The following is a 14127-nucleotide window of genomic DNA, read 5'->3' as shown; positions in this document are numbered from 1 at the left end:
TAGGTCGGACCCTAGCCGGGCCGTAGCGTGGGCGTCTCTGTTGAAAGGGCGGGATCACGGGGACAACCGTTCCGCCGCTGTGGATTGCGCTGTTCGAGGATTCAGCCGTCAGCCTTGACTTTCGGGGGCGATGATGGGCCTTTCGCCCCTCCTAATTCACGCTGTTCGCCAGCCGTTTTCAGACGAAATCCGATCATGCACGCCTATCGCACCCACACCTGCGGCGCCCTCCGTTCGACGGATGCGGGCTCGAATGTCCGCCTGTCGGGCTGGGTCCACCGCAAGCGCGACCACGGCGGCCTGCTGTTCATCGATCTGCGCGACCACTACGGCTTGACCCAGCTGGTCCTGCACCCGGAAACGCCGGGCTTCGAGACGGTCGAGCGCCTGCGCGCCGAAAGCGTCATCAAGATCGACGGCGAGGTGGTTCTGCGCGAAGGCTCGACCGTCAACGCCAACCTGCCGACCGGCGAGGTCGAGGTGCGCGTCCTGTCGGTCGACGTCCTGTCGGAAGCCGCCGAACTGCCGCTGCCGGTCTTCGGCGAGCCGGAATACCCGGAAGAGATTCGCCTCAAGAACCGCTTCCTGGACCTGCGCCGTGAGACCCTGCACAAGAACATCGTCCTGCGCTCCAAGGTGATCCATTCGATCCGCCAGCGCATGGTCGAGCAGGGCTTCCTCGAGTATCAGACCCCGATCCTGACGGCCTCGTCGCCGGAAGGCGCGCGCGACTTCCTGGTGCCGTCGCGCATGCACCCGGGCAAGTTCTACGCCCTGCCGCAGGCCCCGCAGCAGTTCAAGCAGCTGCTGATGGTGTCGGGCTTCGACCGCTACTTCCAGATCGCCCCCTGCTTCCGCGACGAAGACCTGCGCGCCGACCGTTCGCTGGAATTCTATCAGCTGGACGTGGAAATGAGCTTCGTCACCCAGGAAGACGTCTTCCAGGCGATCGAGCCGCTGATGCACGGCCTGTTCACCGAGTTCGGCGAAGGCAAGCCGGTGTCGCCGATCGACGGCGTGCACGTCTTCACCAACGACTTCGGTCAGACGATGGAGCACAAGGGCTTCGAGCGCCTGACGTTCGCGCAGTCGATGAAGTGGTACGGCTCGGACAAGCCGGACCTGCGCAACCCGATCAAGATGCAGGACGTGTCGGACCACTTCCGCGACGGCGGTTTCGGCCTGTTCGCCAAGATCCTGGGCGCGGACGAGAAGAACGCCGTCTGGGCCATCCCGGCGCCGACGGGCGGATCGCGGGCCTTCTGCGACCGCATGAACTCCTGGGCGCAGGGCGAGGGCCAGCCGGGCCTGGGCTACATCTTTTGGTCGGACGATCAGCAGTCGTGGGGCGGCCCGATCGCCAAGAACCTGGGCCAGGAGCCGACCGAGGCGCTGATGAGCTCGCTAGGCTTGGGCAAGGGCGACGCCGCCTTCTTCACCGCTGGCCTGCCGTCGGTCTTCGCCAAGTTCGCCGGTCTGGCTCGCACCCGCGTCGGCACGGAGCTGAAGCTGGTCGACGAGGACCAGTTCAAGTTCTGCTGGATCGTCGACTTCCCCATGTTCGAATGGTCGGAAGAAGAGAAGAAGGTCGACTTCAGCCACAACCCGTTCTCGATGCCGCAGGGCGGCATGGAGGCGCTGGAGACGCAGGACCCGCTGACCATCCGCGCCTATCAGTACGACATCGTCTGCAACGGCTATGAGCTGTGCTCGGGCGCGATCCGGAACCACAAGGCCGAGATCATGCTGAAGGCCTTCGAGATCGCCGGCTACGACGCCTCGGTGGTCGAGGAGCAGTTCGGCGGCATGCTGAACGCCTTCCGCTATGGCGCGCCGCCGCACGGCGGCCTGGCGCCGGGCATCGACCGCATCGTCATGCTGCTGGCTGGCGAGCAGGCCATCCGCGAGGTCATCGCCTTCCCGCTGAACCAGCAGGGCCAGGACCTGCTGATGAGCGCCCCGGCCGAGGTCGAGGAGCGTCAGCTGAAGGAACTGTCGATCCGCACCCAGCTGCCGATCAAGGTCTGATCCAGGCGAGCGCCGAATTGAGAAAGGGAGGGGGCGACCCCTCCCTTTTTTGTAGCTGGGACACAATTGCCCTCCCCCTCGATGGGGGAGGGTTGGGTGGGGGGTGTAGGCACGGCGGCGCCGGGAAAAGACTCAAGCGACGGCTGGCACGTCACACGCGCCTCGACGGGTGATGTCGCGCGCTCACCCCCATCCCCGACCCTTCCCCCATCGAGGGGGAAGGGAGATGCAGTTTTTTGGCGGGGCGCCCGCCCTCAGTTCCCGGACACGATGACCAGGTTGCGCTGGCGCGGCGGGATGGGCGGCGCAGGGGGCGCGGGCGGGGCGGCCGGGGCGCGGATCACGCGGACGCCGCCGCGGCAGACGCGAGCGGTCAGGCCGTCGGGCAGGCGGGTCGAGGGGTCGCCGCAGGCCTCCTCGACCTGATCGGCCCTGAGGCCGCGCGCGCGCGACAGGTCGACCCCGCGAATGTCGGTGCGCCGCATCGAGGCGCCGCTGAAATTGGTCCGGTCGAAGCTGCCGCCGGTCAGGCGCGCGCCGTCCAGATCGGCGTTCCGGAAGGAGGCGCCGTCGAAGTCGCCGTTCGACAGGTTGGAGGCCTTGATGTCGGCGGACGAAAAGTCGGCGCCGGCGGCCTGGACGTTGGCCAGGGTCGCGCCGAACATTTCCGCATCCGTCAGCCGGGCGCGCGTCAGGACGGCGGTGTTGAGGTTGGCGCCCTGCAGCTCGGCTCCGCTGAGGTTGGCGCCTTGCAGGTTGGCGCGGATCAGGACGGCGCCGGTCGCCTCGGCGCCGTTCAGTTGGGCGCTCACGAAGGTCGCATCCGCGAAGCGGGCGTCGACCATCTGGACGCCGCGCATGTCGGCCCGGCTGAAGTCCGAGCCGGAGAAGTTGGAGCCGACCAGCTCGGCCCCGCGCAGGTTGGCCCCGATCAGGGTGGCGTTCGTGAAGGTCGCGCCGCTGAAGGTTGCGCCCGACAGGTCGCGCCCCGACAGTTCACAGCGGTTGCAGCTGCCGCCCAGGGACACCATGCGCGCCACGTCCCGATCCTGAATCGAGACCAGGTCGAGGGCGCCGGCCAGGGCAGGCGTGGCCGCCAGGGACGTCGCCATCGCGCCTGACAGGGCGGCGGCGACGAAAGCCAGGCAGCGCAAGGGCAGCAGCGAACGTTTCATCACCCCTTTTGAATGCGCCCTAGACCGTAAAAACCCTACTTAAATCGCGGTAACGAAGGCGACGCTCAACAGGCGGGAATGCGCAGCCCGGAAGGCAGAACCGTGTTCTCGTCGCCGCAGGCCTGGTTGAGCTGGCCCTGGGTCAGGCCGGTGGCGCGCGACAGCTGGGCGCCCGACAGGTTCGCGCCGTTCAGCCTGGCTCCGGCGAAGGCGGCGCCTTCCAGATAGGTCCCGACGAAGCTGGCGTTGGTCAGGTCGGCGCCCGTGAAGTTCGAGCTCGACAGGACGGCGCCGTAGGCCTCGACGTCGCGCAGGTCGGCGCGGCGGAAGTCGGTGCGGTTCATGACCGACAGGCTGAGGTCCGCCTGACGCACGCGGGCGCCCGACAGGTTCAGCCCGCTCTTCTCCATGCCGGAGAAGTCCCCCTGGAACAGGTTGCAGCCGGGGCAGGAGGCGCCGCGACGCACCTGGGAGATCTGCGAGGCGTTCTGGGCCGAGGCCGGCAGGGCGCTCAGGGCCAGGCTGACGGCGGCGACAAGGGCGAGGGCGGGACGGATCATGCGAATGGCTCCAGGCTTTGCCGCTTCGCCGCAAGAACCGGGCCGCCGTTTTGGGACGATTAGCCCTGCACCTTCGGCGCGGCCCCGCAGGCGTCGCAGATGGGAACCCCGTTGCGGTCGGTCAGGGAGAAGTCGCCGCATTCCGGGCAGGGCGCGGCCAAGGTGTGATGGCGGGGCGCCGGGTGGGCGGCGGCCTCGCGGTTGCGGCCGAAGGGGGCGACGATCAGGTTGTCGGGCGCCGCGCCTCGGGCGAAGCCCTTGGAGATGAAGCGGGCGGCGGGCACGGGCTGGGGCTCGTCGGCGGGGGCGCCGTCCAGCCCGTCCAGATTGGCGGCCTCGGGCGTCGCGTTGGCCAGTTCGCGCCGGTCCAGATAGGAGACGCCGAGCTCGCGGAACACATAGTCGAGGATGGAGGTCGCCGAGCGGATCGAGTCGTTGCCTGTGACCCGGCCCGACGGCTCGAACCGGGTGAAGACAAAGGCGTCGACGAACTCGTCCAGCGGCACGCCGTACTGCAGGCCGATCGAGATGGCGATGGCGAAGTTGTTCATCATCGAGCGGAAGGCGGCGCCTTCCTTGTGCATGTCGATGAAGATCTCGCCCAGTTCGCCGTCTTCGTATTCGCCGGTGTGGATATAGACCTTGTGGCCGCCGACGGCCGCCTTCTGGATATAGCCCTTGCGGCGGTCGGGCAGGCGACGGCGCGAGCGGTCGCGTTCGACCACCTTCTCGACCACGCGTTCGACGGCGGGCGGGGCGACGGGCGGCGTCTCGGCCCGGCGCGGCGCGACGGCTTCCGGCTCGGGCAGGTCCAGGCGGAAGCTCGGCGGGGCGTCGGCGCGGCGCAGGGCCACGGCGCGGCGGCCCTCGCGCGCGGCGTCGGCCATGGCCCGGCCGATCCGCAGGGCGTCGAAGCGCCAGTCCAGCGCCTGGGGCCGGGCGTCCGGCGCGTCGCTGAACGGCTCGATCGCCTGCCGCAGGGCGGCCTCCAGATCGGCGCCCGGCGTCGCCAGCAGGGCCGTCAGGGCCGCCGGCGCCTGATCCCAGTCCGACAGGTCGGGACGGCCGAAGACACGGGCGCTCGCCGCCTCGATGTCTTCGGCCTTGAAGCCCAGGCGCGGCAGCAGGGGCGCGCCCTCGTCCAGCGTCAGGCCCAGGACGTCGCCGATGAAGCCCGCATCCAGCACCGGCGGGGCGAAGACGGGGGCGAAGTCCTCGACCAGGCCCAGGGCGCGTTCGATGCCCTCCAGCTCCAGATCGGTGAAGCCCAGTTCGCGCAGGCGGCCATGGTCGATCCCCGGCGCCTCGACCAGGGTGCGGCGGCCGAACAGATGGCGCTCGGCGGCCTCGACGTCGCCGCCCGCGCGCGCGATGGCGGCGGCCAGCGACGGGCGCAGCCGATGTTCGATTTCGCCGTCGGCGGTCTGGAACCGGTCGGTCGCGGCGAAGGGCGAGAGGCCGAGCCTCAGGTCGGTCTCCGCTTCGTCGATGAAGAGGCTGATCACCGCGTGGCGCCGTCCGTGGCGCTGCAGGTCGGCGGCGTCGCGGCCCTGGGCCTCGGCGCTCGCGATGATCTCGTCCTTCACCGCCGTCCAGTCGGGGCAGGGGCCCAGCCGCGCGGCCAGGTCGCACGAGGTCCGCGACGCCACGTCGGCGATGCGGCGGCCCAGGTCGGCGGCCCGTTCGGCCGGCTCGGCGCCGCCGCTGATGGCCCAGTCGGCCAGGCCGCCCAGGCCCAGGGCGGTGGGGCGGGCGGTTTCAGCCTTGCCGGTCAGGTCCAGGGCGATGTCCAGGGCCGTGGTCCACAGGGCGACCAGGGCCTCCAGGGCGGCGTCGAAGTCCGCGCCCGCGAGGTCCGCAAGCGCGGGCAGGTTCAGGATGGCGCGGGGGCCCGTCGCCGCTGCGGCCAGGGCTTCGGCGTCGGCGGGCGAGAAGACGAGGACGACCGGCCCCTCCTGCGCGGCCTTGGCGGCGGCGGCGGTCAGGGGATCGCCCGAGGCGACGGCGTCGCGCGCGGCCAGGACGGGCAGGGCGGTCGGGCGTTCGGCGGCCTCGACGGCCAGGTCGGCGGCCTCGCCCTGGATGGCGCGCAGGATGTCGGCGTCACTGGCGCCGCAGCGCCGCGCCGCCAGGGCCGCGCGGGCCAGGGCGGGATTGGCGGCGGGATCGGCGCAGGCCTCGCGCGGGCCCTCGCAGCGGTCCACGGCGGCGGCCACCTCGCGCAGCGCCCTGGCCAGGGCCTCCCCGGCGCGCGCGGCCAGGCGGCGGCCCCGCCAGGCGGCGGCCTGGGCGGACAGGCCCTGAGCGGCGCCGGGCTCGGACAGGTCGATCAGGGGCAGGAAGGCGTCTGGCGTCGCGGCGGCGGGAGCGGCCAGGCCCAGCAGCATGGAGGCGGCGAGTTCGGCCTCGAATCGCCCGGCCTCGGCCGTCGAGGCCAGAGCCCCGGTCTCGCGTCCCTTGGCCGCCAGGCGCGCGGCCCAGCCGCCCAGGGCGCCGTCCAGCGCCGCTTCGTGATCGCGCGCGAGCACTGGCTGGGCGTCGGCCCAGTCCAGCCAGGCCTCGACGCGCACGTCGGACCAGTCGGCGGGCGCCGCGACCCAGGCCAGGGCGTCGCCGCGCTCGATCTCGCGCGGCTCGAGTTCGAGCGTCGCGGCGAGGGAAGCAAAGCGGGCCTTGAAGCGCATTCCACGTCTCCACGCGTGTCGTCCGGGCAGCTTACCGAGACCGGAGGAGGGCATTCAATGGATGTTGTGGTCTGGAGCGCTGTTACCCCCAAGATGTTGAGGCCGCATTCGCGCGCTCCGCGCTGGACGCGCGCGCCTCCGGTTTCTATGATCGGCCTGCGCCGCCGGACCTCCCCGGGGCGGTGGATTCGAGTGAGTTCAACGACGTGCTGAGCAAGATCTTCACCTGGTGGAACGGCGCCACGATCGGCACCCTGTTCACGGTTGGCAAACGCGGCCAGCTGGTCGGCACCGATGAGTTCGGCAACCGCTATTACGAGTCCCGCGACAGCGTCAGCTACGACGGCCGCAAGCGCCGCTGGGTGATCTACGACGGCTACGCCGAGGCCACCAAGGTTCCGCCGGAATGGCAGGGCTGGCTGCGCTACACCTATGACGAGAGCCCGGCCGAGCGCCCGCTGCCGCGTCAGGCGTGGGAAAAGGATCACATGCCGAACATGACCGGCACCCCCATGGCCCGTTTCCCGCAAGGCTCGCTGGCCGCCCTGGGTCAGCGTCCGGCCGCGACCGGCGACTATCAGGCCTGGAGCCCGGAATGAATCATCGCCGTGTCCTGCTGACCGGCGTGGTGGTCGCGGGACTGGCGATCTCGGGCGCCGGCGTGGCCAGCGCCCTGATGGACCTGCCGCAGGACGCGACGCCCGTGTCGCAGGACCCTGTCGGCGACCGGCTGCGCGACGCCGCGCGCACGCCGTCTCAACCCGCGCCTCAGACCAGCGCCCAGCCCGCGCCGCAGCCCGGCCAGGCGACGTCTCCGGCTGCGCCCGCGCCGAACGGCCAGCCGGTCGTCCTGGCGCCGACCGCCGCGCCGGTCCTGGTCGCGCCCGGCCAGGAAGTCGCCGCCGTCCAGGAAGAGGTTCCGGAGGAGGCCCCGGTCGAGGAGACGGTCCAGACCGCCCCCGAGCCGACCGCCACGCCGGGGCGCCGCCAGCGCCGCCCTGTCGCCGTGATCCAGGCCGTGGACAAGACGACAGCCGAAACCATGCGCTTCGAGGTCGAGGTCGGCGGCCGTCCCGTGCGCTTCGGCAAGACCCTGATCTTCAAGGCCCGGGCCTGCGAAATCTCCGCCTCGGACGAACTGACCGAGGACGCTATCGCCTATCTGGAGGTGGGGATTCAGCCGCGCGGCGTCGCCGTGCCGACCGAGGCCCGGCAAATCTTCAAGGGCTGGATGTTCGCTTCATCGCCCGGCGTGAACGGGCTGCAGCACCCGGTCTATGACGCCTGGGTCGTGGGCTGCAAGGCGTAGGCCACGGCCTCTTCGCCCGTCATGGGCCCGTTAAAGGCGACGACGTCGGGCGTCGCCTGAAGCGCCCAGGGCAGCATCCGCAGATAGGCCGCCTGCGGCGTCTCCAATGCCCCGAACTGCGCCAGGTGCTCGGTCAGGAACTGCGCGTCCAGCAGACGCCAGCCGCCACGCTTCAGCCGCGCGACCAGATGGACCAGGGCGACCTTTGACGCGTCGCGCGCCCGGCTGAACATGCTCTCGCCGAAGAAGGCCCCGCCCAGCGTCACGCCATAGAGGCCGCCGACCAGGGCCTCGTCCCGCCAGCATTCGACGCTGTGGGCGAAGCCGCGCTGGTGCAGTTCGATGTAGAGACGGCGAATCGGGGCGTTGATCCAGGTGTCCTCGCGTCCCGGCCCGGGCGCGGCGCAGGCGTCCAGCACGGCGGCGAAGGCCGTATTCACCCGCACCTCGAACGGCTCGCCCCGCACGGTGCGGCGCAGGCGCGAGGGAATGTGGAAGCGATCCAGCGGCAGGACGCCCCGCTGGTCCGGCTCGACCAGGAAGACGCGCGGGTCGTCGCGCGCCTCGGCCATGGGAAAGACGCCCCGCGCGTAGCAGGCGAGCAGCGCTTCCGGTCCGAAGACGTCGGAAGGGCCGCTCGCGCTGAAGCCCGGCTCGTCGGGCGGCTTGGGCAAGGGCGCTTAGGCCTTGGCCTTCTGCGCCGCCGCCCACTTCTCCAGCCAGTGGATGTCGTAGTCGCCCGACAGGATGTCGGGCTCCTGCAACAGCTTCTGGAACAGGGGGATGGTGGTGTCGACGCCGCTGATGACCGTCTCGCCCAGCGAGCGCTTGAGACGCGCCAGCGCCTCTTCGCGGTCGCGGCCGTGGACGATCAGCTTGCCGATCAGGCTGTCGTAGTAGGGCGGGATCGAATAGCCGGCGTAGATGGCGCTATCCAGACGCACGCCCAGGCCGCCCGGCGCGTGGAACTCGGTGATCGTGCCCGGCGAGGGGGTGAAGGTCTCGGCGTTCTCGGCGTTGATCCGCACTTCGATGGCGTGGCCCTCGAAGGTGATGTCCTCTTGCGAGAACGACAGCGGCAGGCCCGCGGCGATGCGGATCTGTTCGCGCACCAGGTCGACGCCCGTGATCATCTCGGTGACCGGGTGTTCGACCTGCAGGCGGGTGTTCATCTCGATGAAGAAGAACTCGCCGTCCTCCCACAGGAACTCGATGGTGCCGGCGCCCAGGTAGCCGATGGCGGCGATGGCCTTGTTGACCGTCTCGCCGATCTTCTTGCGACCCAGGGCCGACAGGGCGGGCGAGGGGGCCTCTTCCAGCACCTTCTGGTGGCGGCGCTGCAGCGAGCAGTCGCGTTCGCCCAGGTGGACGACGTTGCCGTGGCTGTCGGCGATGACCTGGATCTCGATGTGGCGCGGCTTCTGGAGGTAGCGCTCCATATAGACGGCGCCGTTGCCGAAGGCGGCCAGGGCCTCGGCCTGGGCCGTCTGCACGGCCTCGACCAGGTCGTCGGCCGTCAGGGCCACCTTCATGCCGCGACCGCCGCCGCCGGCGGCCGCCTTGACGATCAGGGGGAAGCCGATGGCCTTGGACGCCTCGATGGCCTGCTCGATCGTTTCGACCTCGCCGTCAGAGCCGGGGACGACGGGAATGCCCGCGTCCTTCACGGCCTGCTTGGCGGTGATCTTGTCGCCCATGACGCGGATATGCTCCGGCTTGGGGCCGATGAAGGTCATGCCGTGGGCTTCGATGATCTCGGCGAAGCGGGCGTTCTCGGCCAGGAAGCCATAGCCCGGGTGGATCGCCTGGGCGCCGGTGATCTCGGCCGCCGCGATGATCGAGGGGATGTTCAGATAGGACTTGGCCGCCGGCGCGGGGCCGATGCAGACGCTCTCGTCGGCCAGACGCACCCACATGGCGCCGCGGTCGGCTTCGGAGTGCACGGCGACGGTGGAGATGCCCATCTCCTTGCACGCGCGGTGGATGCGCAGCGCGATCTCGCCCCGGTTGGCGATCAGGACCTTGGTGAACATGGGGCTCAGGCTTCCAGAACGACCAGGGCTTCGCCGAACTCGACCGGCTGGGCGTCGCCCACCAGGACCTCGGCCACCACGCCGTCGCGCGGCGCCTGGATCGGGTTCATGGTCTTCATGGCCTCGACGATCAGAAGGGTCTGGCCCTTCTTCACCTTGTCGCCGGCCTTGATGAAGGGATCCGAACCCGGCGCGGGCTGCAGATAGGCGGTGCCGACCATGGGCGACTTCACCTCTTCGCCGGCGCGGGCGACGATGGTGGCGGGGTCCGACGGCATGGAGGCCGGAGCGGCGGCGGGCGCGGCGTGGGCGACCGGGGCCGGGGCGGCGGCGTAATGGATCGGGGCGGCGGCGACGGTGACTTCGCGCTTCACCTTGATCTTCAGATCGCCGCGCTCGACCTCGATCTCGGTCAGGTCGGTGTCGTTCAGGATGTCGGCCAGGCTGCGGATCAGGCCTGCGTCGATGGCGTCGTTCTTGTTCTTGTCGTCGGACATGAGGGTCTCTTCTACTTGATTTTCTTGCGGCGCGCGGCGGTCAGCCCTTGGTCCCGGCGCGGCGCGCCAGGTCCAGGGCGGCCCGGACGGCCAGTTCGTAGCTGCGGGGGCCGAAGCCGGCGATGACGCCGGTCGCGGCCAGGGAAACATAGGAGTGATGCCGGAACGCCTCGCGCGCGGCGGGGTTCGACAGGTGGCACTCGACCACGGGGATGCTCAGCGTCTTCAGCGCGTCCAGCAGGGCCACCGAGGTGTGGGTGAAGGCGGCCGGATTGATGACCAGGGCGCTGGCCTCGGTGCGGGCTTCCTGGATCCAGTCGACCAACTGGCCTTCATGGTTCGACTGGCGGAACACCACGCGCGCGCCCTCGGCCGCCGCCTCGCACATCGCCTGCACGTCGGCCAGGGTCTCGTGTCCGTAGATGTCCGGCTCCCGAACGCCCAGAAGGTTCAGGTTGGGCCCGTTCAGGACATAGAGGGTGAGGGTTTCGGGCATTCGCTCGCAAAACAGGCGCGCCGCCGCGCGGAATCGAGCGCGCGTTGTAGCCTAGGTGGCGCGCGGCGCAAAGCGGGCGGGGAAAAAGGGTGACGTAGGGGAGGGGAACGCCTTCGAGCGGACCTTGGGGAAGTCCGTTAAGGGTGGGAAGCGGACGTTAGGATTTCTATCAGGTGTCGATGTAGAGCGGTCCTACATAGTTCCATTGGATTCCCGCTACCTTCCCATCGCGTAGCTTCAATAGGATGACCCCATTCCGCCAACTCGTGTCTCGATAAGTTGTCATGGTTTCCCCGACAAGAATCCCCTCGTCTATGGTCTTTGGACCCACTTCAGACCAGCCTGCATAGTGGAAGCCCGGAGTAATCCCGGGGTGCTGACGTAGTTCCCGGTTCGCTTCCTGCCAAGAATCGCCGATGCGAACACCGAACTTCTCGCCCGCCACTATGCTGCCGTGACTATCCCTAAAAACGATGGCGGTGCGCTCATCAAGCGGGCCGAACCTGACCCAAGTAACAAGCCCCAACACGAGCAATGTGAGGGCACCGAAAATGACAAGCCAGCGTTTCATCAAGCCAGCCTAGCCTTAACTTTGGTCAATGCGAACCGAGAGTTCCCAATGCCTGCTATGGGTCGTGAAGCGAAGTTCGCTTAAGGGTGGGTAGCGGACGTTGATCCCGGTAAGCGTTCAGAAGCTGAAGGGGCAGGCTAAAATGCGCTGGTATTATCCACTCTTCGCCTGTGCGGCTGTCCTTCTAATTGTAGGCGTCGCGCTCGCACAGTTTTTCTGGCCGCTGCTTTTTCTCGGCCCGCTTTTCTGGATCGTGATGGGGAACTCGCTTCGATGCCCTCGCTGCCGAAGGGGCATCACGGATACGGGGAAAGGCTACGTCGCCCCTTGGTTGCGAACGCCCAAGACCTGCGTAGAGTGCGGACGCCGGAAAGACGACATTTGGCCTTTCCAATGGGCACTTCGCCCGGAAGCGGACCCTCGCAAGAGCCGTTAGGGGTCGAAAGCGGGCTTAGACCGTGGATTTGATGTCCCGCGCCGGAAACCCCATTATCTGACGTCTCCGAATGAGGCGTTGCCTCTCCACCTGCATCCTCTGGAGCGAACAGTTTGCGTATCGAAGTCAACGGCGAGGCGCGGGACACCGCCGCCACGACCATTCTGGGTCTGGTTCAGGAGTTGTCGCTGGATCCCAAGAAGGTGGCGGTCGAGCGCAATCTGGAGATCGTGCCGCGTTCGCTGCACGGCGACACGGCGCTGGCCGAGGGCGACAAGATCGAACTGGTGCAGTTCGTCGGCGGGGGCTGAGGCAGGCCCTTCCGCCGTCATCCTCGGCCTTGTGCCGAGGATCCAGAAACGCGCCGGTCGTGAGGTTCGGCGTCGCCCCCTGACTATCAGGCCTTGTGTCTATGGATCCTCGGCACAAGGCCGAGGATGACGGGTGTGGGTGTGGGGTGAGCGGAGGAGCCGACGCATCAAATCCCGCAACGCCGCTTCCCCCCGGCGCCGGGCGGCGCTACTTCCCTAGGCATGACTGACACCGCTCCCCGCACCGACAGCTGGACCGTCGCCGGCCGCACCTTCAACTCGCGCCTGATCGTGGGCACCGGCAAGTATCGCGACTACGCCCAGAACGCGGCGGCGGCCGAGGCTTCCGGCGCCGAGATGGTCACCGTGGCCGTACGCCGGGTGAACCTGACCGATCCGAACCAGCCGGTGCTGACGGACTTCATCGATCCGAAGAAATACACCTATCTGCCGAACACGGCGGGCTGCTTCACCGGCGAGGACGCCGTGCGGACCCTGCGCCTGGCGCGCGAGGCGGGCGGCTGGACCCTGGTCAAGCTGGAGGTCCTGTCGGATCCGCGCACCCTGTTCCCCGACATGGAAGAGACCCTGCGGTCGCTGAAGCTGCTGACCGCCGAGGGCTTCGAAGTCATGGTCTATTGCACCGACGATCCCGTCTATGCGCGCAAGCTGGAGGACGCGGGCGCGGTCGCCATCATGCCGCTGGGCGCGCCGATCGGCTCGGGGCTGGGGGTGCAGAACCCGATCAACATCCGGCTGATCGTCGAGCAGTCCAAGGTGCCGGTGCTGGTCGACGCGGGCGTCGGCACGGCGTCGGACGCCGCCGTGGCGATGGAACTGGGCTGCGACGGCGTGCTGATGAACACCGCCATCGCCGAGGCGCGCGACCCCATCCTGATGGCCAGCGCCATGAAGCACGCGGTCATCGCCGGGCGCGAAGCCTATCTGGCTGGGCGGATGAAGAAGCGGCTCTACGCTGACCCGTCCTCGCCGCTGGCGGGGCTGATCTAAGGCTTCTCCTCCCCACTGGGTGGGGAGGTGGATCGGACGCGATAGCGGACGAGACGGAGAGGCTGCTTGGTTCCGCTGTCGTAGTCGCTTCGCCGCTTTCTGTTCTTAGGATCGACGAAGCGGCCCCTCCACCGCTACGCGGTCCCCCTCCCCATGAAATGGGGAGGAAAGCAACGCTTCAGCCCTTCTTCGCCGCCTCGATCAGGGCGTCGATCTCGCGCGGGTCGATGCCGGGGGCGGCCTTGCCGTTGATGAAGAAGGTCGGCGTGCCCTGCAGGCCCAGGGTCGCCGCCGTCGTGTGGATGTCGGTGACGTGGCGCGTCGTCTCCGGCGCGACGATGGCGGCCTGGGCCTTGGCCATGTCGACCCCGTTCTCGGCCAGGATGCGGTCGATGGCGTCGCGGTCCAGGGCGCGTTCGGCCATCAGGGCGTCATAGATGGCCAGATACTTGCCTTGTTGATGGGCGGCCAGGGCGGCGCGGGCGGCGTATTGGGACGTCACGTCCTCGCCCCGGTCCAGGATCGGCCAGTCCTTGAAGACGAAGCGCACCTCGGGGTGGGCGGCCATCAGGGCGCGATAGTCGTGGGCCACCGCCTTGCAGCCGGGGCAGCGGAAATCGAAGAACTCGATCACCGTCACCTTGGCGTTCGCCGGGCCGAAGGCCGGGTCGCGCGGGTCGGCCGCCAGCAGGGCGGGATTGGCCGCCGCCGCCGCATTGACGGCCTCGACGCGGGCCTGAGCCTCCATCGCCTCGCGGGCGGCCAGCACCTCGTCCAGGACCTGGGGGTTGGCGATCAGATACGCGCGCACCTTGCCGCCGAAGCCGCCGTTCAGATAGGACGCGGCCGACAGCGCCAGGGCCAGGGCCGACATGGCCACGGCGGCCCCGCCCAGCACGGTTCCCGACAGGCCGAAGCGCGGCGCCTTGGCTGCGGGGGAGGCGGGGGGCGTGGCGACAGGCATATCGGGGGCGTCGGTCATCTAAGTCTCGTCAGGCGGGGAGGGAGGGGCGCGC

Annotated in this window: 14 protein-coding genes; 5 read left to right on the top strand and 9 right to left on the bottom strand. The window is 69.2% G+C overall.

The window, feature by feature from the left end:
• Positions 1-195: 195 nt before the first annotated feature.
• Positions 196-2028: an aspartate--tRNA ligase gene (gene aspS / locus D8I30_RS14250; RefSeq protein WP_121483318.1), complete on the top strand. Its 1833-nt coding sequence runs from the start codon at positions 196-198 to the stop codon at positions 2026-2028.
• A 254-nt stretch (positions 2029-2282) separates the two neighbouring features.
• Here aspS and D8I30_RS14245 read toward each other — a convergent pair whose 3' ends face one another.
• From D8I30_RS14245 to D8I30_RS14235, 3 genes are all read right to left on the bottom strand, one after another.
• Positions 2283-3203, bottom strand: coding sequence for a pentapeptide repeat-containing protein (locus D8I30_RS14245; RefSeq protein WP_121483317.1), 921 nt, complete (start codon positions 3201-3203; stop codon positions 2283-2285).
• Between the two features lie 65 nt (positions 3204-3268).
• Positions 3269-3763 carry a pentapeptide repeat-containing protein gene (locus D8I30_RS14240; protein ID WP_121483316.1) on the bottom strand — a complete coding sequence of 165 codons (495 nt, stop codon included), beginning with the start codon at positions 3761-3763 and terminating at the stop codon, positions 3269-3271.
• A gap of 59 nt (positions 3764-3822) precedes the next feature.
• On the bottom strand, positions 3823-6447 hold the full coding sequence (locus D8I30_RS14235; RefSeq protein WP_121483315.1) for a TSCPD domain-containing protein: 2625 nt from the start codon (positions 6445-6447) through the stop codon (positions 3823-3825).
• Between the two features lie 206 nt (positions 6448-6653).
• On the opposite strand from D8I30_RS14235, the gene D8I30_RS14230 reads away from it, so the two are divergent.
• Positions 6654-7046: an NADH:ubiquinone oxidoreductase subunit NDUFA12 gene (locus D8I30_RS14230; RefSeq protein ID WP_205570725.1), complete on the top strand. Its 393-nt coding sequence runs from the start codon at positions 6654-6656 to the stop codon at positions 7044-7046.
• On the top strand, positions 7043-7756 hold the full coding sequence (locus D8I30_RS14225) for a DUF2155 domain-containing protein (protein WP_121483313.1): 714 nt from the start codon (positions 7043-7045) through the stop codon (positions 7754-7756). Before D8I30_RS14230 ends, D8I30_RS14225 begins: the two co-directional genes overlap by 4 nt.
• Here D8I30_RS14225 and aat read toward each other — a convergent pair.
• From aat to D8I30_RS14530, 5 genes are all read right to left on the bottom strand, one after another.
• On the bottom strand, positions 7723-8430 hold the full coding sequence (gene aat, locus D8I30_RS14220; RefSeq protein ID WP_121483312.1) for a leucyl/phenylalanyl-tRNA--protein transferase: 708 nt from the start codon (positions 8428-8430) through the stop codon (positions 7723-7725). The two genes, D8I30_RS14225 and aat, sit on opposite strands and share 34 nt — an antisense overlap.
• A 6-nt stretch (positions 8431-8436) precedes the next feature.
• Positions 8437-9789, bottom strand: coding sequence for an acetyl-CoA carboxylase biotin carboxylase subunit (accC, locus tag D8I30_RS14215; protein WP_121483311.1), 1353 nt, complete (start codon positions 9787-9789; stop codon positions 8437-8439).
• A 5-nt stretch (positions 9790-9794) separates the two neighbouring features.
• Positions 9795-10286 carry an acetyl-CoA carboxylase biotin carboxyl carrier protein gene (gene accB / locus D8I30_RS14210; RefSeq protein ID WP_121483310.1) on the bottom strand — a complete coding sequence of 164 codons (492 nt, stop codon included), beginning with the start codon at positions 10284-10286 and terminating at the stop codon, positions 9795-9797.
• Positions 10287-10326: 40 nt separating this feature from the next.
• Positions 10327-10782, bottom strand: coding sequence for a type II 3-dehydroquinate dehydratase (gene aroQ / locus D8I30_RS14205; protein WP_121483309.1), 456 nt, complete (start codon positions 10780-10782; stop codon positions 10327-10329).
• A gap of 169 nt (positions 10783-10951) precedes the next feature.
• Positions 10952-11353: a hypothetical protein gene (locus D8I30_RS14530; RefSeq protein WP_162938909.1), complete on the bottom strand. Its 402-nt coding sequence runs from the start codon at positions 11351-11353 to the stop codon at positions 10952-10954.
• A 549-nt stretch (positions 11354-11902) separates the two neighbouring features.
• Here D8I30_RS14530 and thiS point away from each other — a divergent pair.
• Both thiS and D8I30_RS14195 read left to right on the top strand, forming a co-directional pair.
• Complete coding sequence (thiS, locus tag D8I30_RS14200; protein WP_121483308.1) at positions 11903-12100, top strand: sulfur carrier protein ThiS; 198 nt, start codon at positions 11903-11905, stop codon at positions 12098-12100.
• Between the two features lie 222 nt (positions 12101-12322).
• Entirely contained in the window at positions 12323-13111 is a 789-nt protein-coding gene (locus D8I30_RS14195) for a thiazole synthase (protein ID WP_121483307.1), read from the top strand.
• Between the two features lie 178 nt (positions 13112-13289).
• Here D8I30_RS14195 and D8I30_RS14190 read toward each other — a convergent pair whose 3' ends face one another.
• Positions 13290-14093 carry a thioredoxin domain-containing protein gene (locus tag D8I30_RS14190; protein WP_121483306.1) on the bottom strand — a complete coding sequence of 268 codons (804 nt, stop codon included), beginning with the start codon at positions 14091-14093 and terminating at the stop codon, positions 13290-13292.
• Positions 14094-14127: the final 34 nt, after the last annotated feature.

The sequence above is a fragment of the Brevundimonas naejangsanensis genome (assembly GCF_003627995.1).
Classification (GTDB): domain Bacteria; phylum Pseudomonadota; class Alphaproteobacteria; order Caulobacterales; family Caulobacteraceae; genus Brevundimonas; species Brevundimonas naejangsanensis_B.
This window is presented reverse-complemented; position numbering and strand designations above follow the sequence as displayed.